This window comes from Pedococcus ginsenosidimutans (assembly GCF_039544395.1).
Classification (GTDB): Bacteria; Actinomycetota; Actinomycetes; order Actinomycetales; family Dermatophilaceae; genus Pedococcus; species Pedococcus ginsenosidimutans.
In genome coordinates this window covers 1-20944 of the sequence record NZ_BAABLO010000001.1, presented here as the reverse complement: position 1 = coordinate 20944, position 20944 = coordinate 1, and the positions used below count along the sequence as shown (strand labels likewise).

Sequence of the window (20944 nt, the reverse complement as noted above, 5' to 3'; positions counted from 1 at the left end):
GACGGGCTAGGCGGGCGGGACGGGCTGGGCGGCCGCCGGCGCGGTGACCCGCTCGGCGGCGCGCTCCTGCCGGATGGCCGGGAGGTAGAGCGCCGCGCCGAGGATGCTGAACGCCCCTGCGGTGATGATCGCCGTGGTCGTGCCCGCGTGCTCGGCGAGGGGGCCCAGCGCGAGCAGTCCGAGGCTGTAGCAACCGCCGGCGACCATGGAGTTCATCGACAGCACGGTCGTGCGGTTGCGCGCCTCCGCCTGCCGGTGCAGGAGCGTGCTGTGGACCGGCCCCGCCGAGCCGTGCAGCGTGTAGGTGACGAGGAAGGCAGTGATGAGGCCGACGGGCCCGGCCATCAGGCCCATCACGACGACGAACGCGCCGTTGAGGACCCGCGCCGCGAGCGCGGTCCACCCGACCCCGATGCGACGGCTGGTCAGGCCGGCAACGGCCGAGCCGACGGCGAACAGCCCCCAGGCAGCCGCCGACACCGGGCCCATGAGGGCGCCCGCGCGGGTCTCGCCCCCCGCCACCTCGGCCAGCCTGACCGGCATGAGCGTCTCGAACGCGATCATGCCCACGGACCAGAAGACCTCGACGAGCACCAGCGCCAGCAGCACCCGTGACGTGCCGAGGGTGCGGATGCCGTCGACGACGACGGAGGGCGCCTGCCTGACCGAGGCCATCGCTCGCCGCAGCCCCGTGGAGTCGACGTGGGTGCGCGGCTCCCGGACCAGCGTCGACACCGCGGCCAGGTGCACCGCGAAGAGCCCGATGGCGCACCAGTACGGGAACTCCAGGGCCGTCATCGAGCGCACGGGGTGCCACGCGATGAGGCCGCCGGACACCAGGGCGCCCGAGGCGATGGCGAGGCCGAGCACCATGCCGGCACGCGAGAGCCCGTCCTCGACCCTCGTCGAGGGGTCGTCGGCGTGGGCGGTGTCGACGTACCAGGACTCGAGCGGGCCGGAGTCGAGGGCGCGGAAGACGCCCTGCAGGAGCATGGCCACGACGAAGGCGGCAAAGGTGTGGGCAGTGATGAACACCAGGCTCGAGACCAGGGCCACGACGGCCGAGGCGACGAGCACCGGTCGGCGGCCGAGGGCGTCGGCGAACCCACCGGTGGGCAGCTCGAGGCCCAGCACGACGAAGCCCTGCATCGAGAAGATGACGCCGATCTGGGCCAGGCTCATGTGCCGCTCGAGTGCGAGCAGGGTCGTCACGCCGATGGTCAGGCCCACCGGGAACCAGCGGGTGAACGTCAGCAGGAGCAGTACCGAGCGCGCGCGGCGGGCGGTGACGGGGGAGTAGGTCATGACTGCTGCTCCGTCCCCCGCGGCACCCGGTCGAGGTCCAGCGGGTAGGTGGCGGTGTAGACGGCGAGGCGCCGGGCGTTGGGGTTGCCCTGCCCGACGCGGCGGTAGCGGGCGATGAGCTCGTCGAGCTCGACCTTGAGCTCCTCGACCTGGGCGGCGGTGGCGACGATGAACGAGTCGTTCATGCCCACGGCGTCGCGCCACTCGGTCGGCCAGGTCGCCTCGACGTCCAGCCACCGCTCGAACTGCTCGGAGAAGTGGCGGGTGTAGTCGCGCACCAGCCAGTTGAGCGCGGTCTCGGAGTCCTCGTCGCCGACGAAGTCGCTGGGCTCGAACTGGTGGCTCTCGGTGGCCGCCCGCCACAGCCGCCGCTTGCCCTCGCCGTCCCCGGTGTCGGTGACCAGCCCGACGGACTCGAGCTTGCGCAGGTGGTAGGAGGTCGCGCCGGAGTTGGTGCCCAGGGCGGTCGCCAGGTCGGTGGCCGTGGCCGGGCCGCCGACGCGCAGCCTCGACAGCAGCCGGGAGCGCAGGGGGTGGGCGAGGACCTTCAGTGAGGTCGCGTCGAGCCGGATGCCGGTCATGCCGGCGCTCATCTGGGGTTCGTCAGGGGCCATGCGTGCACAATACCTTTGCACAATCTGTTTGCACAAGTAGTGTGCACGAGGTGGTCTTCTGCACGTCTGCGCAGGTCAGGTGCCCTTTTCGGACCCCGGGGCAGCGATTTGGGGTGCTGGTCACCCCACCCGTAAACTTGACCACTGTTGTGCCGTGCGCCCTCGGAAGGCGACACACCAGCGCCTCGGGCGCCCACGGCACACGATCCTTCCCAGCAAGCAAAGGGCCAGTACATTGCGCACTTTTACCCCGAAGCCGGCCGAGGTCACTCGGACCTGGCACGTCATCGACGCCACGGACGTCGTCCTGGGTCGCCTGGCGAGCCAGACCGCGATCCTCCTGCGCGGCAAGCACAAGACCACCTTCGCCCCGCACGTCGACGGTGGTGACTTCGTCATCATCATCAACGCCGAGAAGGTCGCCCTCACCGGCGCCAAGCTCGAGCAGAAGAAGGCCTACCGCCACTCGGGCTTCCCGGGCGGCCTGCGGAGCACCTCGTACACCGAGCTCCTCGCCAAGAGCCCCGAGAAGGCCGTGGAGAAGGCCGTCCGCGGCATGCTCCCCAAGACGACCCTCGGGCGCGAGCAGCTGACGCACCTCAAGGTCTACGCCGGTGGCGAGCACCCGCACGCGGCACAGCAGCCCAAGCCCTTCGAGATCTCACAGGTCGCGCAGTAAGTCCGCAAGGACCTGTGCAAGAAAGCGAATTGAGGACATCACGTGGCTGACACCACCGAGAACATCGACTCGACCGACGAGGTCGAGCTCACCGAGTACACCTCCGAGTCCGAGGGCCCCGTCTCCGGCGAGGCCGTCCGGCGCCCCAGCGCGTCGGCTCCCGGCGCCGCGACCGGTCGTCGCAAGCAGGCCATCGCCCGCGTGCGCATCGTCCCCGGCACCGGCGAGTGGAAGATCAACGGGCGCACGCTCGAGCAGTACTTCCCGAACAAGGTCCACCAGCAGATCGTCAACGAGCCGCTCACGCTGCTCGAGCTCGACGGCGCCTACGACGTGCTCGTGCGCGTCCACGGTGGTGGCCCCTCCGGCCAGGCCGGCGCGGTGCGCCTCGGCGTGGCCCGCTCCCTCAACGGGGTCGACGAGGAGCTGAACCGTCCGGCGCTCAAGAAGGCCGGCTTCCTCACCCGCGACGCCCGCGTCCCGGAGCGCAAGAAGGCTGGTCTCAAGAAGGCCCGCAAGGCGCCTCAGTACTCGAAGCGCTGATCCCGGCTGGCGCCGGGCTCACACGCTTGGCTCCAACGCGCTGATCCCGGCTGGCGCCGCTCCGGCGCCTGCTGGCCAGCACCGAAGGCGGCACCCGACAACTCGGGTGCCGCCTTCGGCGTCTGGGGGAGTAGGTTCGCCCAGACGCTTCCTGCCGCGCGCCGATGCCCTTCGGGTACGCCGTGTGCACCCCCGCTCGTCGAAAGGCTTCCCCTCCATGGCACGACTGTTCGGTACCGACGGAGTCCGCGGGCTCGCGAACGTCGACATCACCGCCGAGCTCGCCCTGCGGCTGAGCGTCGCCGCGGCCCACGTCCTCGGTGACGAGGCGCGCAAGCACGGTCGCCGTCCCAAGGCGGTCGTCGGGCGCGACCCCCGGGCGTCAGGGGAGTTCCTCTCCGCCGCGGTCATCGCCGGGCTCGCCTCCGCCGGGGTGGACGTCTACCACGCCAACGTCCTGCCGACGCCGGCCATCGCCTTCCTCACGGCCGACACGCACGCCGACTTCGGGGTCATGCTCTCGGCGTCGCACAACGCCATGCCGGACAACGGCATCAAGTTCTTCGCCACGGGTGGGCACAAGCTCGACGACGCGGTCGAGGACGAGATCGCAGCCCTGCTCGACCGCGAGTGGGAGCGACCGACCGGGGCCGACGTGGGCCGCGTGGTGACGATGCCGGACGGGCACACGCGGTACATCTCCCACCTGCTGGCGGTGCTCCCGCACCGGCTCGACGGCATCACGGTGGTCATCGACGGCGCCCACGGCGCCGCGAGCTCGGTCTCGCCCGAGGTGTTCCGGCTCGCGGGGGCGACGGTCCACGAGATCGGTACGGAGCCCGACGGCCTCAACATCAACGACGGGTACGGGTCCACCCACCTCGACCACCTCAAGGCCGCTGTCGTGGCCAAGGGTGCCGACCTCGGCATCGCGCACGACGGAGACGCAGACCGCTGTCTTGCCGTCGACGCGTCCGGGACCGAGGTCGACGGCGACCAGATCATGGCGATCCTCGCGGTCGACATGAAGGAGCGCGGCGTGCTGGCGCAGGACACCCTCGTCGCCACGGTCATGAGCAACCTGGGGCTCATCCAGGCCATGGAGCGCGAAGGCGTCACCGTGCGCCAGACGGGTGTCGGCGACCGCTACGTGCTGGAGGAGATGCGCGCCCACGAGCTGTCCCTCGGCGGCGAGCAGAGCGGGCACGTCATCTTCCTCGACCACGGCACCACCGGCGACGGCGTCCTCACCGGCCTCATGCTCGCTGCGCGTATGGCGTCGACGGGGCGTTCCCTCGCCGACCTCGCGTCGGTCATGCGTCGCCTCCCGCAGGTGCTCGTCAACGTCAAGGGCGTCGACAAGACCCGGGTCGAGAGCGATGCGGAGCTGCAGGAGGCCGTGGCCAAGGAGGAAGCGGCCCTCGCCGGTTCGGGACGGGTTCTGCTGCGCAAGTCCGGCACCGAGCCCGTCGTACGCGTCATGGTCGAGGCGGGCGACGAGGACGAGGCCCATGCCGTGGCCGGGCGACTGGTCGACGTCGTCAAGGCCCGCCTGAGCCTGTAGCCGAGCAGCTCGTCACGCGCCGAGCAGGTCGTCGACGATGTGGCGTGCGATCTCGAACGCACTCGTCGCAGCGGGCGACGGCGCGTTGAGGACGTGCACGACCGAGCCTGAGCGCTCCACCAGGAAGTCGTCGACCAGGCTGCCGTCCGGTCGCACGGCCTGGGCACGCACCCCGGCCGGTGACGGCAGCAGGTCCTCGTCGCGCAGGTCCGGCACGAGGCGGCGCAAGCTGTCGGCGAACCGGTGGGGCGACACCGAGCGTGCCACCTCCTGCGCTCCCGTCCGGCGGTGGCGTCGCGCCAGCCGCCAGAAGCCGGGGAACGTGAGGGTGTCGCGCAGGTCGGGCCACGACACGGTGCCCCAGGTGTAGCCCTCACGGGCCAGCGCCAGCACGGCGTTGGGGCCCGCGTGCACCGAGCCGTCGACGCCCCGCGTCAGGTGGACGCCGAGGAACGGCAGCTCCGGGTCGGGGACGGGGTAGACGAGGCCGCGTACCAGGTGGGCGGCGTCGGGCGCCAGCACGCGATACTCGCCGCGGAAGGGCACGATCCGGGCGGTCGGGTCGTGCCCGAGCCTCCGAGCCACGACGTCGGCCTGCAGCCCGGCGCACGCCACCACCAGGTCGGCAGCGAGATCGCCCCGGGAGGTGAGCACGGCCCCGGCACGGGCGCCGAGCACCTCCGTGCCCAGCAGCAGGGTGGCCTCGTGCTCCTCGAGCCGGCGCACCAGCGCCGCGCACACCGCCGCGTAGTCGACCACGCCGGTCTCGGCGACGTGCAGGGCAGCCAGCGCCCCGACGTGCGGCTCGTGCTCGCGCGCGCCCGCGGCGTCGAGCTCGGTGACCGTCAGCCCGTTGGCGCGGCCGCGCGTGGCGAGCTGCCGCAGACGCGGGAGCTCGTCCGCCCTGGTCGCCACCACGAGCTTGCCGCACACCGCGTGGGGGATGCCCTCGGCGCGGGCGAACGCGACCATCGAGCCCGCTCCGGCTCGACACAGCCGCGCCTTGGCCGAGCCGGGGGGGGTAGTAGAGGCCGGAGTGGATGACCCCGCTGTTGCGCCCCGTCTGGTGGCGCGCCCAGGCGACCTCCTTCTCCACCACGGTCACCGCGGTGCCCGGCCGGGTGCGGCACAGGCGCTCGGCGACGGCCAGGCCCAGGATGCCGCCACCGACCACGACGACGCGGGTGCTGGTGGGCATGGTCCCAACCTAGGTCCACGTGATGGATGGCACGCGGACCAGGGGAATGGTCACCGTTCCCGCCCGGTTGCCCCAGAGGTAACCGACCACCGACAGACAGGACGACCATGCCCTTCGAAGCAGTGAACGAGACGCTCTACACCACCGCCGCCTCCGCCCAGGGTGGACGCCAGGGACGGGTCCGGAGCGAGGACGGGGTCGTGGACCTGCCGCTCGGCAAGCCCGGCAGCACGAGCAACCCTAAGGCCAACCCGGAGACGCTGTTCGCGTCCGGCTACGCCGCCTGCTTCAGTGGTGCCCTGGCTGCCGTCGCCCAGAAGGAGGGGCTGGACGTCAGCACCTCCACCGTCACGGCGAACGTCGAGTTCGGCTCCACGGACACCGGTTTCGGCCTCGCTGTCGCGCTGACCGCCGAGGTCCCCGGCGTCGACGACGCGACCGCGCAGAAGCTCGCCGACGCCGCCCACGAGGTGTGCCCCTACTCCAAGGCCACCCGCGGCAACATCGACGTCACCATCACCGGCAAGGGCGCCTGACCCGAGCGTCCGCCACGCACAAAGGCGGGGTACGGCGCGTGGTCACCACGCGCCGTACCCCGCCCTCGTGCTGTCCGGGGGCGGACTAGACGAGCTGCTCGAGCAGGCCGGAGTCGACGTCGTACATGAACCCACCCACGGCCACCGAGTCGGGGATGAGGGGGTGGCTGCGGACGGCGGCCACGTCGGCGGCCAGGGCTGCCCGCTGGTCGCCGACGACGTGGAAGCCCTGCCACGAGGCATCCTGCCCGGCGGACTGGCCCACGCGTTCGCGCAGCTCCTGCTCGGTGTTGCTGGCCATGGCGCACCGGGTGTGGGGGACGACGAGGATGCGCTTGACCCCGAGCAGGTGCACTCCGAGGACCAGCGCCTCGAGAGCGTTGAGGGTGACCCGTCCCCCGGGGTTGCGGAAGATCTTGGCGTCGCCGGGCTTGAGCCCGACGAGCCTCAGCGGGTCGATGCGGGAGTCCATGCAGGTGACGATGGCGACGCCCGCGTGGGCGATGCCGTCGAACCCGCCGGTGGTGAACTCCGTCTCGGCATAACGTTGGTTGGCAGCGATCAGATCGTCGAAACCCGTTGCGGTGGTGGATGACTCGCTCACAGCAGGCCTGCTCTCTTGAAGATGGACATGGCCATCGGCTTGGTGGTGGACGCGAAGAAGTCGTTGCCCTTGTCGTCGACGACGATGAAGGCGGGGAAGTCCTCGACCTCGATCTTCCAGACCGCCTCCATGCCCAGCTCGGGGTACTCCAGGACCTCGACGCTCTTGATGCAGTCCTGGGCGAGGCGCGCCGCGGGGCCACCGATCGAGCCGAGGTAGAAGCCGCCGTGGCTGTGGCACGCATCGGTGACCTGCTTGGAGCGGTTGCCCTTGGCCAGCATGACCATCGAGCCGCCGGCGGCCTGGAACTGGTCGACGTAGGAGTCCATGCGCCCGGCCGTCGTGGGCCCGAACGAGCCGCTGGCGTAGCCCTCGGGCGTCTTGGCCGGCCCGGCGTAGTAGACCGCGTGGTCCTTGAGGTACTGCGGCATGCCGTCGCCCGCGTCGAGGCGCTCCTTGATCTTGGCGTGCGCGATGTCGCGCGCGACGACGAGCGGCCCGCTGAGCGAGAGCCGGGTCTTCACGGGGTACCCGGACAGCTCGGCGCGGATCTCGTCCATCGGGCGGTTGAGGTCGATGCGGACGACGTCGTCCTCGCCCTCGAGGTGCTCGTGGGTCGTCTCGGGGAGGAAGCGCGCCGGGTCCTTCTCGAGGACCTCGATGAAGACGCCCTCGGGGGTGATCTTGCCCAGGGCCTGGCGGTCGGCGGAGCAGGAGACGGCGATGGCCACCGGCAGCGACGCGCCGTGGCGGGGGAGGCGGACGACGCGGACGTCGTGGCAGAAGTACTTGCCACCGAACTGCGCGCCGATGCCGAAGTTGCGGGTGAGCTCGAGCACCTGCTCCTCGAGCTCGGTGTCGCGGAACCCGTGGGCGCTCATGGAGCCCTCGCGAGGGAGGTCGTCGAGGTACTTGGCGCTGGCGTACTTCGCCGTCTTCAGGGCGAACTCGGCGCTCGTGCCGCCGATGACGATGGCCAGGTGGTAGGGCGGGCAGGCCGCCGTGCCGAGGGAGCGCAGCTTCTCGTCGAGGAACGCGAGCATCCGCTCGGGGTTCAGGATCGCCTTGGTCTCCTGGTAGAGGAACGACTTGTTGGCGCTGCCGCCGCCCTTGGCCATGAAGAGGAACTTGTAGGAGGTCTCGTGGCCCTCGGCGGTGTCGGCGTAGAGCTCGATCTGCGCGGGCAGGTTGGACCCGGTGTTCTTCTCCTCCCACGTCGTGAGGGGCGCCATCTGGGAGTAGCGCAGGTTGAGCCGGGTGTACGCGTCGCTCACGCCGCGCGCGATCGCGCGCTCGTCGGTGCCCTCGGTGAGGACGTGCTGGCCGCGCTTGCCCATGACGATGGCGGTGCCGGTGTCCTGGCACATGGGAAGGACGCCGCCGGCGGCGATGTTGGCGTTCTTGAGCAGGTCGAGGGCGACGAACTTGTCGTTGTTGCTCGCCTCGGGGTCGTCGATGATCCGGCGCAGCTGCGCGAGGTGTGCAGGGCGCAGGTAGTGCGCGATGTCGTGCATGGCGGTTTCGGTGAGCAGCCGCAGCGCCTCCGGCTCCACCTGCAGGAAGGTGCGGCCCCCCGGGCCCTCGACGGTGCTCACGCCCTCGGAGGTAAGCAGGCGGTACTCGGTCCGGTCGGGGCCGATGGGCAGCAGGTCCTCGTAGGGGACCTCGGGTTCCGGGTCGAACTCCGGCATGGTGCTCCTGTTCCTCGGGTCGCCGCTGCGGCGACTACAGCTCGTCGAGGCTGGGGGCGTAGGCCCCGGCCCTGCCGACGGTGACTCCACTCGTGGCGAGGCCGCGCTCGATGGCGTGCCCCACCTCCTCCAGTGTCGCGTCGTGCAGCCGCTGCCGTGCACCCGGGTCGCCCAGCAGCCCTGCGACGACGAGTCCGGACACCAGCCCGGCCATGAACGAGTCACCGGCACCGACGGTGTCGACGACCCCCTTGACGCGCGCCGGGGCCCGCTCGCTGCGCTCGTCCGAGGCGACGCGGTAGGCCACGCCCTCGGCGCCGAGGGTGATCACGACCAGACCCGCCCCGAGCCGGACCCACCGGCCCATGACCTGCTCGGGTGACTCGTCGGGGTACAGCAGGGCGAGGTCGTCCTCGCTGGCCTTGACCACGTCCGAGAGGGCGACGAGCTCCTCGACGCGGCGCCGTACCGCGTCGAGGTCGCCCATGATGCTCGGCCGGATGTTGGGGTCGTAGGAGACCGTGCCCTGCTCGCGGACCGCGCGCAGCACCGAGGTGACGCTCTGCGCGCCGGGCTGGAGCACGGTCGCGATGGAGCCCGTGTGCACGTGGCCGGTGCCCTCGGGGAGCGTCACCTCCGGCAGGTCCCAGTGCAGGTCGAAGTCGTAGGTCGCGGCGCCCTGCTGGTCGAGCGTCGCCACGGCGACCGACGTGGGCGACGGCCCGAAGCTCTCCTCGAGCAGGTTGACGCCGTGGCGGCGCAGGTGGGCGGCGATGCGCTCGCCGCGGTCGTCGTGGCCCAGCCACGTGGCGAAGTCGACCGGGTGGTCGAGCCGGGCGAGCCCGACGGCGACGTTGGCCGGGCTGCCGCCCACGTGCTCGGCCGACTCGCCGTTGGCGTCGGTGACGACGTCGACGAGGGCCTCGCCGACCACCAGCAGCCGGGCGGTCATCAGGCGTCCTGGTTCGAGGAGGTGGCGTGGTCGAAGTCGATGGAGCTGTAGGCGCGCAGCTTCGCCAGCTGGTGGTGGCTCTCGATGTGGCGGATCGTCCCCGACTTGGAGCGCATGACCAGCGAGTGGGTCGTCACCCCGCCCGCCCGGTAGCGGACGCCGCGCAGCAGCTCGCCGTCGGTGATCCCGGTGGCGACGAAGAAGCAGTTCTCGCCGCGGACGAGGTCGTCGGTCGACAGGACCCGGTCGAGGTCGTGCCCGGCGTCGATGGCCTTCTGCCGCTCCTCGTCGTCGCGGGGGGCCAGCCGGCCCTGGATGACGCCGCCGAGGCACTTGATGGCACAGGCCGCGATGATGCCCTCGGGTGTGCCCCCGATCCCCAGCAGCAGGTCGATGCCCGTGTCGTCGCGGGCCGCCATGATCGCGCCGGCCACGTCGCCGTCGGAGATGAACCGCAGCCGGGCGCCCGCGCCACGGACCTCGGCCGCCAGCTGCTCGTGGCGGGGACGGTCGAGCATGACGACGGTGACGTCCTCGACGGTCTGGTGCTTGGCCTTGGCGACGCGGCGGATGTTCTCGGCCACCGGCAGGCGGATGTCCACCGAGTCGGCGGCCTCGGGGCCCGTGACGAGCTTGTCCATGTAGAAGACGGCGGACGGGTCGTACATGCTGCCCCGGTCGGCCACCGCCAGCACCGCGACGGCGTTGGACTGCCCCTTGGCGGTGAGCGTCGTCCCGTCGATCGGGTCGACGGCCACGTCGCACTCGGGCCCGTTGCCGTCGCCGACCTCCTCGCCGTTGTAGAGCATCGGGGCGTCGTCCTTCTCGCCCTCGCCGATGACCACGACGCCCTTCATGGAGACCGTGGAGATGAGGGTCCGCATCGCCTCGACCGCGGCCCCGTCGGCGCCGTTCTTGTCGCCCCGCCCGACCCACCGGCCGCCGGCCATGGCAGCAGCCTCGGTGACGCGGACGAGCTCGAGCGCGAGGTTGCGGTCAGGAGCCTCGACACCCACGCGAAGGGACGAGGGGAGGTGCTGCTCGGACATGCGTCAGTTCCTTCACGCGGCGGCGGGTGAGTGCCCCGAGACTATCGGTGGCGGGGGCAGTTGGCGCCGACCGGTCCGCGTCAGGGACGATGGGTCCGTGAGCACCCCGGCACCCCGCAGTTCCTACGCCAACGGCTCCGTCGCCAACATGGTCCGGTCGCTCCTGGTGATCGGGGCGCTGGTCGCCGTCCTGGTGGCCGTGGTCCCGCGCGTCAACAACGTCAGCCAGCCGCCCGTCGACGTCTCCGGCGCGTCCGCGGAGGTCGCCCGCGACAGCGGCTGGGCCATCGAGCGGCCCGAGGGCCTGCCCGACGGGTGGAAGGCCACGAGCGTCCGCTACGTGCGCTCGACCGACGGCCTGATGACCTGGCACGCCGGCTACCAGTCGCCGACCGGCAACTACGTGGCGATCGAGCAGACCAAGGACGCCACCTCCGGCTGGGTCGAGGCGCAGACCAACCGGGCGGCGAAGACGGGGACCACCGAGGCCGGTGGGCGGACGTGGGACACCTACGTGCGCAACGGCAAGGTGCAGAACAGCCTCGTCAACAAGGGCGCGGTGGGACAGCTCACCACCATCGTGACCGGTACGGGCACCTTCCCCGAGCTCACGGCGTTCGCCGACAGCCTGCGCCCGGTCCCCAAGGGCTGACCGCCGCGGGTCCGACGTGCGGCGACCTCCCTACCGGGGGTCGTCCTGGGTGAGCGCGGCCTCCGCGCCGTCGAGCCAGGTGCTGCAGTGGGAGGCGAGGGCCTCGCCGCGCCGCCACAGCCGCATGCTCTCCTCGAGGCCGACCTGGCCGCCCTCGAGCTGCGCGACGATGTCGATGAGCTCGTCGCGGGCCTGCTCGTAGGTCAGCTCGGCGACGTCCGCGAACTCCTCGGCCGTCCCGGGTGCGGCGGACGGGTCCTGCTGTGCTCCCTTGGCCATGGGGAAGGAGCCTAACCGGCGTCGGGGGTGCTTCCCACGACCCGGGTCGCGAAGTCGCCGCGGGCCACGCGCACGCGCAGCAGCTCGTCGGGCACGACCTCGTCCTGGTCCATGACCACGCGGCCGTCGCGGTGCTGCACCACGGCGTACCCGCGCTCCAGGGTGGACAGGGGGGACAGCGTGCGGACCTGCGCCCGCAGGTGGCCGACCTGGTCGGCCGCCCGGTGCACCGACCCGAGCACCCGTCGGGTGGCCCGGTCGGTCAGGGCGTCCAGCTCGGCGCGCCTGGCGTCGATCATCGCCGCGGGGTTGGCCATCACGGGCCGGGAGCGCAGGGCGACCAGGTGGCGGCGCTCGCTGGACACGCGGGCAGCCAGGGCCCGGCGTGCCCGGTCGCGAGCCGCCCTGGTGCCGGCGCGCTCGGCCTGGGCGTCGGGCACGACCCGCTTGCCCGCGTCGGTGGGTGTGGAAGCGCGCCAGTCGGCGACGTGGTCGAGCAGCGGGGTGTCGACGTCGTGCCCGATCGCCGACACCACCGGGGTCCGGGCTGCCGCGACGGCCCGCAGGAGGGCCTCGTTGCTGAAGGGGAGAAGGTCCTCGACCGAGCCGCCACCGCGGGCGATGACGATGACGTCGACCCCGTCGAGCCCGTCGAGCTCCTGCAGGGCGGCCATCACCTCCTGGACCGCCGAGGGGCCCTGGACCGCGACCTCCCGGATCTCGAAGCGCACGGTGGGCCAGCGGCGGCGGGCGTTCTCGACGACGTCCTTCTCGGCGGCACTGGCGCGGCCGCAGACGAGCCCGACGGTCCGGGGGAGGAACGGCAGCGCCTTCTTGCGGTCGTGGTCGAACAGCCCTTCGGACGCCAGCGTGCGCTTGAGGTGCTCCACGCGGGCCAGCAGCTCGCCGACGCCCACCGGCCGGATCTGGCGCGCGTCGAGCATGAGCGAGCCGCGCTGGGTCCAGAACACCGGCTTGGCCTGCAGGACCACGCGCGCGCCCTGGGCGACCGGCACGGGCATGGCGTCGAGGGCGTTGGTCGAGATCGCGACCGACAGCGACATGTCGACATCGGGGTCGCGCAGCGTGAGGTAGGCCGTGCGGGAGCCGGGGCGGCGGGTGAGCTGGACGACCTGGCCCTCGACCCACAGCACCGACATCTTCTCGACGTACTCGGCGATCTTCATGCTGAGCAACCGGACCGGCCAAGGCGACTCGGCGGTCGTGTCGCCGGCCCGCTCGGGCAGGGTCGGGCGCTGCTCGGGGCCGGTCACGGGGCCACTCTAGGAGGTGCCGCCCCGGTCCGGCGGCGCGACGCGGATTGGGGCGCCCCGAGGGCGCGACCTACCATGGGGACATGACTGAGACCGCCGAACGACCCACCAAGCGCGTCCTGCTGGCCGCGCCCCGCGGGTACTGCGCGGGCGTCGACCGCGCGGTGGTCACCGTCGAGAAGGCGCTCGAGCTCTACGGCGCCCCGGTCTACGTGCGCAAGGAGATCGTGCACAACAAGCACGTCGTGACCACGCTGGAGAAGCGCGGCGCCATCTTCGTCGAGGAGACCGACGACGTGCCCGAGGGCGCCACCGTCATCTTCAGCGCCCACGGCGTGGCACCGGTCGTCCACGAGGAGGCCAAGGCGCTGAGCCTCAAGACGATCGACGCGACGTGCCCGCTGGTCACCAAGGTCCACCGCGAGGCGGTCCGGTTCGCCAGCGACGACTACGACATCCTGCTCATCGGCCACGAGGGCCACGAGGAGGTGGTCGGCACCGCCGGTGAGGCGCCCGAGCACATCACCCTGGTCGACGGCCCGGACGACGTCCCGAACATCACGGTCCGCGACCCCGACAAGGTCGTGTGGCTCTCCCAGACCACGCTGTCGGTCGACGAGACCATGGAGACGGTGCGGCGACTGCGTGAGCGCTTCCCCTCCCTGCAGGACCCGCCGAGCGACGACATCTGCTACGCCACGCAGAACCGCCAGCTGGCCGTGAAGCAGATGGCCCCCGAGTGCGACCTCATGGTCGTCGTGGGGTCGCGCAACTCCTCCAACTCGGTGCGCCTGGTCGAGGTCGCGCTCGAGCACGGCTCCCGGGCCGGGCACCTCGTGGACTACGCCGACGAGATCGACGAGGCCTGGCTGGACGGGGTCACCACGGTCGGCGTCACGTCCGGTGCCTCGGTGCCCGAGGTCCTCGTCCGCGACGTGCTCACCTACCTCGCCGAGCGCGGGTACGGCGACGTCACCCCGGTCGTGGCAGCCGAGGAGAGCCTGCTGTTCTCCCTGCCCAACGAGATCCGCCGTGACCTCAAGGCGCGGGGGCTCAGCGACAAGATGCGCCACGACGCCAGCTTCGAGGAGGCCGGCTCCCTGCACTGACGCCGGCGGCGTCGGGGGCGCACCGCGTCGACCGGGCGCCCGGGCAGTGCGACGGCCACCCCGCGGGGTTCGGCGCGTCTTGTCGATCCGGGGCACCTCGCAGGTAGCGTCTGGGCCATGAACACCCTGGCGTCGACGCGCAGGCGCGTGTTGAAGCGCCTGGTGGCCCGCAGCCCTGCCGTCGTCGACCTGTCGATGCTCGACTCGGTGCCCCGCCGACTCCTGCGCCCGCTGCGCCGCGACGGCCTCGACCCCGTGGCGCGCCTCGGGGCGACGGTCCCGGACCCGGTGCACCGCCTCGCCCACATGTTCGGCATGAACATCTGGCTCGTCTCCGGCCACGAGGAGGGTCGGGCCGTCCTCGCCGAGCAGGGTCGCTTCAGCAACGACCTGCGCCCCTACGTCGGCAGCAGCAGCGGCAGCGTGGGCGGGCTGGGGTTCACCGATCCGCCGGAGCACACGCGGCTGCGTTCGCTCCTCACCCCCGAGTTCACGATGCGCCGGATCAACCGGCTCGCGCCCCGCATCGAGCAGATCGTCGACGCCCAGCTCGACGAGTTCGCGGCGAAGGGCCCGAACGTCGACCTGGTCGGTGACTTCGCCTTCCCCATCCCCTTCCTGGTGATCTGCGAGCTGCTGGGCCTGCCCCCCGAGGACCGGGAGCGGTTCCGGGCGCTCAGCCACGCCCGGTTCGACGTCTCGGCCGGGGGGACGGGCGCCTTCGGCGCGATCTCCTCCTCGCGGAGCTTCCTGCTCGAGGCGACGCGGCGGCAGCGCGAGGCCCCGGGTGACGGCCTGCTCGGGCGCATCATCACCGCCGTCGGTGACGAGGTGGGCGACGACGAGATCGCGGGGCTGGCCGACGGCGTGTTCACCGGTGGCTACGAGACCACGGCCAGCATGCTCGCGCTGGGGTCGCTGGTGCTCCTGCGGGACCGGCGCCACTTCGACCTCGTCCGTGACGACGACGCCTCGGTCGACCCCGTCGTCGAGGAGATGCTGCGCTACCTGTCCGTGGTGCAGATCGCCTTCCCGCGCTTCGCCCTGGAGGACCTCGACCTGTTCGGCAGGAAGGTCCGCAAGGGTGACGTCGTCGTGGTGGCCCTCAGCCGGGCAGACCGCGACGGGCGCATCGGCCCCGACCTCGACCGCTTCGACCCCACCCGGCCGCCGTCGCCGCACCTGGCCTTCGGCTACGGGTTCCACCGCTGCGTGGGGGCCGAGCTGGCCCGGCTGGAGCTGCGTACGGCCTTCCCCCGGCTGGTGCGGCGCTTCCCCGAGATGCGGCTCGCCGTCGACCCCTCTGCACTGCGCTTCCGCGACCAGTCGATCGTCTACGCGGTGGACTCCCTGCCGGTCCACCTCGGCCCCGACTCCGCGTCGAGGTCGAGCTGAGGCCTCGCGTCCTGCGCGGTGGCTGCCTCGAGCAGCTCCACCGCGGTGAGGACCCGGGGCCCCGCCTCGACCGGCCGCGGGACGGCCAGCCGGTCCTCGACGATCTCGAGGTCGTGCATCTTGCGGGCCGTGACGAGGACGCGTGACTCCAGCGCGCCGACCAGCTGGTTGTAGGTCTCGACCGACCGCTGCAGGGCACTGCCCATCCGCGCGGCGTGCCCGCCGAGGGTGCCGAGGCGGTCGTAGAGCTCCCGCCCGACGGCCATGAGCTCGCGGGCGCCGGCGGTCAGGGCGTCCTGCTGCCAGGTGAACGCCACCGTGCGCAAGAGGGCCATGAGGGCGCCCGGGCCGACGAGCACGACCCGGCGCGCCATGGCGTCCTCGTGGAGCGCGGGGTCCGCAGCCAGGGCCGCGGAGAGCATGGCCTCGCTCGGGACGAAGCACACCACCATCTCCGGCGAGCTGTCGAACGCCGACCAGTAGTCCTTGGCCGCGAGCGAGCGCACGTGTCCCTGCAAGGTCGTGGCGTGCTCGCGCAGCAGGCCGGTGCGCTCCGACGCCGGCAGGTCGTCGGCCTGGGCGCGCAGGAAGGCGACCATCGGTGCCTTCGAGTCGACCACGAGGTACTTGTCGCCGGGGAGGCGCACCACGACGTCGGGACGCACCTGGCGGTCGTGGCGGCTCACCCGGGTCACCTGCTCGTCGAAGTCGCACCGCGCGAGCAGGCCGGCGTGCTCGAGGACCCGGCGCAGCTGCACCTCGCCCCAGGCGCCGCGCACGGTCGAGGCGTTGAGCGATCCTGCGAGGCTCTGGGTCTGGCGGCCCAGGGCGGTGGTCGAGGCCTGCACCTGGGCGATGGTCTGCTCGAGGGCCGCGAACTGGTGGGTGCGGTCGCGTTCCAGCGTGCCCACCTGCTGCTCGACCCGGCCGAGGGCGTCACGCAGCGGTGCCAACGCGGCTGCGGTCTGGGCGTCGTCGGAGAGGGCCGCCTCGAGGTCGACGACCCGCTCGCGCAGCAGGTCGCGCTCGGCGCGCACCCCGGCAGCGCGCGCCGTACCCAGCTGCTGCGTGACGGCGGCGGCCACGGCGGCGCCCAGGGCGAGCCCGGCGAGGAGGGCGAGGACGAGTTCCATGGTGCGGACCCTGCCACCACCCACCGACAGGATGGCGAAGGCGCCTCGGAGGTAGCGTGCCGGACATGCCCGACCAGCCTGCCGCGCCGGAGCCCCTCCTCGTCGACGACGACCTCGTCCTGCACGGGCTCCACGACGCCGCGGTCGACGACGGGGTCATGGCCTTCGAGGCCATCTGGCAGCACGAGCGGGTGGGACGGGTGGAGCTGCTGCGCGGTGACGTCGGCGATGCCGAGCTCATCTGGCTGTTCGTGCCGCAGTACCGCGCCGTCGGGGTGGTCGAGCGCGCCCTGCGCCTGGTCGTCCGCTGGGCCTTCGACGAGCTCGGGCTGCGGCGCGTCGAGGCCCGCGTCGAGGACGACGACCGTGACGGGGTGCGGGCTGCCATGCGCGCCGGCCTGCGCAAGGAGGGGGTGAGCCGCGCCGTCGCGGTCCCGGGTGGTCGTGGGGACGTCATGGTGCTCAGCGCGCTCGACGACGACGCCCCGCCGCACACGCGTGAGGGCTTCATCGCCCAGCTCAACGCTGCGCTGCCCACCAAGCGGGCCATCGCCCAGGGGGTCATCCGGGACGCCGAGGGCCGCGTGCTGCTGTGCGAGCTCGTCTACAAGCAGGAATGGGACCTGCCCGGCGGGGTCGTCGACCCGTTCGAGTCGCCGGCGCAGTGCGTGGTCCGCGAGGTCCGCGAGGAGCTGGGCGTCGACGTCGAGGTGCGCTCGCTGCTCGCCGTCAACTGGCTGCCGCCGTGGCGTGGCTGGTCCGACGCCACGGTGTTCGTCTTCGACCTCGGCGTCGCCGACGAGGACCTGGTTGCGCGGACCACGTTGCAGCCCAGGGAGATTCGCGCTGTGCACTGGGTCGGTGAGGAGGAGCTGGAGGCGCGCGTCGCGCCGTACAACCAGCGGCTGCTCGCCTTCCTCCTCGGGCACCAGGGACCCACCGCCTACCTCGAGGACGGCCTCCCGGCCCTGTGAGGTGAGCCCGCACACGTATCGCGCGTGGCCGCCGTGCGGGTGCGCCAGACTGTGCCGGTGAGCGAGTTCGACGACGGTTCGGCGGTATCGGCACGCGCGGGTGAGGTTGGGGTCTACGACGCCGGGCTCGGCGAGGGGTGGCGCATCGGGGGAGGGGTCAACGGCGGCCTGCTGCTGTCGGTCGTGGGTCGGGCGCTCTCGGAGGAGCTGGGTCGCGAGGACGGCGAACGGCCCGGGCACCCGCACCCGCTGGCCATCAGCGCCTACTACCTGACCCCCGGCGTTCCCGGCCCGGCGACGGTGCGCACCTCGGTCCTGCGCCACGGCCGGGCCGTCTCCAACGGTCAGGCCTCCCTCGTGCAGGAGGACGGGGCGGGTGGCGAGGTCGAACGCCTCCGGGTCCTTGCGACGTACGGCGACCTCGCCACCATGGACCAGGACGCGACCACCACCGCGGTGCCGCCGGAGCTGCCGCCCCCGGACCGCTGCGTCTCGGCCGAGCAGGCGCCCCCGCAGTTCCTCAAGCACGCGTCGCTGCTCGAGCGCCTCGACCTGAGGCTGGACCCCGCCACCACCGGCTGGGCGGTGGGAAAGCCGTCGGGCAACGGTGTCATCCGCGGGTGGCTGCGCATGGCGGACGGGCGCGAACCCGACCCCCTGCTGCTCCTGCTCGCCGTCGACGCGCTGCCCCCGGTCGCCTTCGAGCTCGGCCTCCCGGGCTGGGCCCCCACGCTGGAGCTGACGGCCCACGTGCGAGCCCGCCCCGCGCCCGGCTGGCTGCGCGTCGTGCTCACGAGCCGCACCATGTCGGGCGGCTACCTGGAGGAGGACGCGGAGGTGTGGGACAGCGAGGGCAGGCTGGTCGCCCTCTCCCGCCAGCTGGCCAGGGCCGCGACACCGCGACGGTAGACTCTCGGCCTTGTGGCTCTCACTATCGGAATCGTCGGCCTGCCCAACGTGGGCAAGTCCACGATGTTCAACGCCCTGACCAAGAACAACGTGCTCGCGGCGAACTACCCGTTCGCGACGATCGAGCCGAACGTCGGGGTCGTGCCCCTTCCGGACGCACGGCTGGGCAAGCTCGCCGAGATCTTCTCGTCCGAGAAGATCCTCCCTGCGACCGTGTCCTTCGTCGACATCGCCGGCATCGTCCGCGGCGCCTCCGAGGGTGAGGGCCTGGGCAACAAGTTCCTCGCCAACATCCGCGAGGCCGACGCGATCTGCCAGGTCGTCCGGGCGTTCGAGGACGGCGACGTCGTGCACGTGGACGGCAAGGTCTCGCCCGCGTCCGACATCGAGACGATCCACACCGAGCTGATCCTCGCCGACCTGCAGACCCTCGAGAAGGCCGTGCCGCGCCTCGAGAAGGAGTCGCGGATCCAGAAGGACAAGAAGGCCTCCTACGACAACGCCGTGGCGGCCCAGAAGGTCCTCGAGGAGGGCAGGACCCTGTATGCCGCCGGCGCGGCTGCTGGTGTCGACCTCGCCGAGGCGAAGCAGCTGGGGCTGCTCACCACGAAGCCGTTCATCTACGTGTTCAACCTCGACGAGGACCAGCTCGGGGACGCGGACCTGCACGCGTCGCTGCGCGCGCTGGTGGAGCCCGCCGACGCGGTGTTCCTCAACGCGAAGCTGGAGATGGACCTCATGGAGATGGAGCCCGACGAGGCCATGGAGCTGCTGGAGTCCTTCGGCGCCACCGAGTCCGGCCTCGACCAGCTCGCGCGGACGGGGTTCCACACCCTCGGCCTGCAGACCTACCTCACCGCCGGGCCCAAGGAGTCTCGCGCCTGGACGATCGGCCGGGGCTGGACGGCCCCGCAGGCCGCCGGTGTCATCCACACCGACTTCCAGCGGGGCTTCATCAAGGCCGAGATCGTCTCGTTCGACGACCTCGTCGAGGCCGGGTCGATGGTCGCCGCCAAGGCTGCCGGCAAGGTCCGCATCGAGGGCAAGGACTACGTCATGGCCGACGGCGACGTGGTGGAGTTCCGCTTCAACGTCTAGACCCTGCCGTCGCCGCAGGTCAGCGAAGGGCCGACGACACCAACCCGCTGGGGCCGTGGCGCCGAACTCCTGGTCGTGGTCGTCTCGTCGGCCGCCTGACCCGGAGGCATCCCATGACCCGCAGAATCGCTCTTCTCGGCATCATCCCTGCTCTGGCACTGGGCCTCGCAGCCTGTGGCTCGTCGACCCCCGATGCGGGGTCGTCATCGACCTCCAGCTCGATGTCGTCGATGGACATGCCCTCGTCCTCGGGCTCCAGCAGCTCGACCGCGCCCTCCTCCTCGTCGTCGGACAGTGCCGAAGCCGTCATATCGATCGCGGACTTCGCGTACACGGTGCCGGCGTCGGTGGCGCCCGGAGCCACGATCACCATCAAGAACTCTGACTCGCAGGCCCACACCGTCACGTCCAAGGAGGGCGGCTTCGACGTCAAGGTCGACCCGCAGGGGACGGCGACCATGAAGGCTCCCACCAAGCCGGGCAGCTACAAGTTCGTCTGCTCGTTCCACGCGAACATGACCGGCACGCTCGTGGTGAAGTGAGCGCCGACCGGCGCAACTCGTCCGGGGCCGCAGGGCGCTCTAGAGCAGCGCTCGCCCTCCGCGCCCTCGTCGCGGTGGCGCTGCTCGTGGACGCCGTGGTCCACCTCCGTCTCGCGACGGGCTACCAGGCGTCGGCCCCCGGGGGAGTCGGGGCGGGCACCCTCTTTCGGGTCGAGGCGGTCGCCGCTCTGGTCGCTACCGTGTGGGTGCTGTCTCGAGGGAGCCGGTCGGCGAACCTCGCGGCCCTCGTGGTGGGTCTGAGCGCAGTGGCTGCGGTCGTCCTCTACCGCTACGTCGACATTCCTGCGTTCGGGCCCCTGCCGGCGATGTACGAGCCCGTCTGGTTCGCCGAGAAGGTCGTGAGCGCGGTCGCAGAGGGCGTGGCGGCCGCGGCTGCCGGCCTGGGGCTGCTCGTCGGTGGAAACCGCCTCCACCGGCGCTGACCGGCGCCGATGTGGGCCCTCGGCGCAGAAAGTCCGGACACAGACCCATCCGGTTCGCTCCAGGTGACGAAGTACCGGCACAAGCGTGGTTCCCAGTGCGACCCGAAGTGGTCGCGAATCAAGGAGATACCGAATGCGTACTACCACCAAGATCGCCTCCGTCGCCCTCGGCTCTGCCGCCCTGCTCCCGTTCCTGGGGGCCGGCATCGCGCAGGCCGCGGACGGCAGCACGATGGCCACCCTGCGGCCGGTCGCGCTCAACGGCGTCAAGGGGAGCGGTACCGCGATGGTGACGGTCACGGGCAACCGGATCAACGTGACCATGGCCGCCAACGGGCTGCTGCCCGACAACCCCCACGCAGCGCACATCCACTTCGGCGCCGACGCCCGTCACGAGTGCC

The 20944-nt window shown here is 71.9% G+C and carries 21 protein-coding genes and 3 pseudogenes; 13 read left to right on the top strand and 11 right to left on the bottom strand.

Annotation, left to right across the window (positions count from 1 at the left end):
* Positions 1-6: 6 nt before the first annotated feature.
* Together ABEA42_RS00120 and ABEA42_RS00115 are read right to left on the bottom strand one after the other, a co-directional pair.
* Positions 7-1305 carry an MFS transporter gene (locus tag ABEA42_RS00120; protein WP_345500325.1) on the bottom strand — a complete coding sequence of 433 codons (1299 nt, stop codon included), beginning with the start codon at positions 1303-1305 and terminating at the stop codon, positions 7-9.
* The gene (locus ABEA42_RS00115; protein WP_345500324.1) at positions 1302-1919 is read right to left on the bottom strand and encodes a winged helix-turn-helix domain-containing protein; all 618 of its coding nucleotides are present in this window, start codon (positions 1917-1919) and stop codon (positions 1302-1304) included. Before ABEA42_RS00115 ends, ABEA42_RS00120 begins: the two co-directional genes overlap by 4 nt.
* Before the next feature lie 235 nt (positions 1920-2154).
* Between ABEA42_RS00115 and rplM the strand changes: the two genes are divergently transcribed.
* From rplM to glmM, 3 genes are all read left to right on the top strand, one after another.
* The gene (gene rplM / locus ABEA42_RS00110; RefSeq protein ID WP_345500322.1) at positions 2155-2598 is read left to right on the top strand and encodes a 50S ribosomal protein L13; all 444 of its coding nucleotides are present in this window, start codon (positions 2155-2157) and stop codon (positions 2596-2598) included.
* 42 nt (positions 2599-2640) lie between these two features.
* Positions 2641-3141, top strand: a complete 501-nt coding sequence (rpsI, locus tag ABEA42_RS00105; RefSeq protein WP_056883327.1) for a 30S ribosomal protein S9 — start codon at positions 2641-2643, stop codon at positions 3139-3141.
* A 217-nt stretch (positions 3142-3358) separates the two neighbouring features.
* Complete coding sequence (glmM, locus tag ABEA42_RS00100) at positions 3359-4705, top strand: phosphoglucosamine mutase (protein WP_345500320.1); 1347 nt, start codon at positions 3359-3361, stop codon at positions 4703-4705.
* Positions 4706-4717: 12 nt separating this feature from the next.
* On the opposite strand, the pseudogene lhgO reads toward glmM, so the two are convergent.
* Both lhgO and ABEA42_RS00090 read right to left on the bottom strand, forming a co-directional pair.
* Positions 4718-5728: pseudogene (gene lhgO / locus ABEA42_RS00095) on the bottom strand (L-2-hydroxyglutarate oxidase); the annotation flags it as partial.
* 106 nt (positions 5729-5834) lie between these two features.
* Positions 5835-5903: pseudogene (locus ABEA42_RS00090) on the bottom strand (hypothetical protein); the annotation flags it as partial.
* A 107-nt stretch (positions 5904-6010) separates the two neighbouring features.
* Here ABEA42_RS00090 and ABEA42_RS00085 point away from each other — a divergent pair.
* Entirely contained in the window at positions 6011-6439 is a 429-nt protein-coding gene (locus ABEA42_RS00085) for an organic hydroperoxide resistance protein (protein WP_345500319.1), read from the top strand.
* A gap of 85 nt (positions 6440-6524) precedes the next feature.
* Here ABEA42_RS00085 and ABEA42_RS00080 read toward each other — a convergent pair whose 3' ends face one another.
* From ABEA42_RS00080 to glpX, 4 genes are read right to left on the bottom strand one after another with little or no spacing between them, the layout of a single operon-like run.
* Positions 6525-7043 (bottom strand): beta-class carbonic anhydrase, encoded by a 519-nt coding sequence (locus tag ABEA42_RS00080; protein ID WP_345500318.1) that lies wholly within the window; start codon positions 7041-7043, stop codon positions 6525-6527.
* On the bottom strand, positions 7040-8734 hold the full coding sequence (locus ABEA42_RS00075; RefSeq protein ID WP_345500316.1) for a fumarate hydratase: 1695 nt from the start codon (positions 8732-8734) through the stop codon (positions 7040-7042). Before ABEA42_RS00075 ends, ABEA42_RS00080 begins: the two co-directional genes overlap by 4 nt.
* A gap of 34 nt (positions 8735-8768) precedes the next feature.
* A complete protein-coding gene (locus tag ABEA42_RS00070) occupies positions 8769-9686 on the bottom strand; it encodes a carbohydrate kinase family protein (RefSeq protein WP_345500314.1) in 918 nt (305 codons plus the stop codon).
* Complete coding sequence (gene glpX, locus ABEA42_RS00065; protein ID WP_345500312.1) at positions 9686-10735, bottom strand: class II fructose-bisphosphatase; 1050 nt, start codon at positions 10733-10735, stop codon at positions 9686-9688. The genes ABEA42_RS00070 and glpX overlap by 1 nt, the downstream gene beginning before the upstream one ends.
* A 97-nt stretch (positions 10736-10832) precedes the next feature.
* Here glpX and ABEA42_RS00060 point away from each other — a divergent pair, with 97 nt between their 5' ends.
* Positions 10833-11387, top strand: a complete 555-nt coding sequence (locus ABEA42_RS00060; RefSeq protein WP_345500310.1) for a DUF4245 domain-containing protein — start codon at positions 10833-10835, stop codon at positions 11385-11387.
* 30 nt (positions 11388-11417) lie between these two features.
* On the opposite strand, the gene ABEA42_RS00055 is transcribed toward ABEA42_RS00060, so the two are convergent.
* Positions 11418-11666 (bottom strand): exodeoxyribonuclease VII small subunit, encoded by a 249-nt coding sequence (locus tag ABEA42_RS00055; RefSeq protein ID WP_345500308.1) that lies wholly within the window; start codon positions 11664-11666, stop codon positions 11418-11420.
* 11 nt (positions 11667-11677) lie between these two features.
* Positions 11678-12940, bottom strand: coding sequence for an exodeoxyribonuclease VII large subunit (gene xseA / locus ABEA42_RS00050; RefSeq protein WP_345500306.1), 1263 nt, complete (start codon positions 12938-12940; stop codon positions 11678-11680).
* Positions 12941-13023: 83 nt separating this feature from the next.
* On the opposite strand from xseA, the gene ABEA42_RS00045 reads away from it, so the two are divergent.
* Together ABEA42_RS00045 and ABEA42_RS00040 are read left to right on the top strand one after the other, a co-directional pair.
* Positions 13024-14049: a 4-hydroxy-3-methylbut-2-enyl diphosphate reductase gene (locus ABEA42_RS00045; RefSeq protein WP_345500304.1), complete on the top strand. Its 1026-nt coding sequence runs from the start codon at positions 13024-13026 to the stop codon at positions 14047-14049.
* A 117-nt stretch (positions 14050-14166) separates the two neighbouring features.
* Positions 14167-15444 (top strand): cytochrome P450, encoded by a 1278-nt coding sequence (locus ABEA42_RS00040; protein WP_345500303.1) that lies wholly within the window; start codon positions 14167-14169, stop codon positions 15442-15444.
* Here the strand turns inward: ABEA42_RS00040 and ABEA42_RS00035 are convergent.
* The gene (locus ABEA42_RS00035; RefSeq protein WP_345500302.1) at positions 15384-16577 is read right to left on the bottom strand and encodes a DNA recombination protein RmuC; all 1194 of its coding nucleotides are present in this window, start codon (positions 16575-16577) and stop codon (positions 15384-15386) included. The genes ABEA42_RS00040 and ABEA42_RS00035 overlap by 61 nt on opposite strands.
* A gap of 65 nt (positions 16578-16642) precedes the next feature.
* On the opposite strand from ABEA42_RS00035, the gene ABEA42_RS00030 reads away from it, so the two are divergent.
* The 6 genes and pseudogenes from ABEA42_RS00030 to ABEA42_RS00005 all read left to right on the top strand — a co-directional run.
* The gene (locus ABEA42_RS00030) at positions 16643-17551 is read left to right on the top strand and encodes an NUDIX hydrolase (RefSeq protein WP_345500300.1); all 909 of its coding nucleotides are present in this window, start codon (positions 16643-16645) and stop codon (positions 17549-17551) included.
* A 57-nt stretch (positions 17552-17608) separates the two neighbouring features.
* Positions 17609-18460 carry a thioesterase family protein gene (locus ABEA42_RS00025; protein WP_345500298.1) on the top strand — a complete coding sequence of 284 codons (852 nt, stop codon included), beginning with the start codon at positions 17609-17611 and terminating at the stop codon, positions 18458-18460.
* Positions 18461-18472: 12 nt separating this feature from the next.
* A complete protein-coding gene (ychF, locus tag ABEA42_RS00020; RefSeq protein ID WP_345500297.1) occupies positions 18473-19558 on the top strand; it encodes a redox-regulated ATPase YchF in 1086 nt (361 codons plus the stop codon).
* A 113-nt stretch (positions 19559-19671) separates the two neighbouring features.
* Complete coding sequence (locus ABEA42_RS00015) at positions 19672-20100, top strand: cupredoxin domain-containing protein (RefSeq protein WP_345500296.1); 429 nt, start codon at positions 19672-19674, stop codon at positions 20098-20100.
* Positions 20097-20543: a hypothetical protein gene (locus ABEA42_RS00010; RefSeq protein ID WP_345500295.1), complete on the top strand. Its 447-nt coding sequence runs from the start codon at positions 20097-20099 to the stop codon at positions 20541-20543. Before ABEA42_RS00015 ends, ABEA42_RS00010 begins: the two co-directional genes overlap by 4 nt.
* Positions 20544-20676: 133 nt before the next feature.
* A pseudogene (locus ABEA42_RS00005) lies at positions 20677-20944 on the top strand (hypothetical protein); the annotation flags it as partial.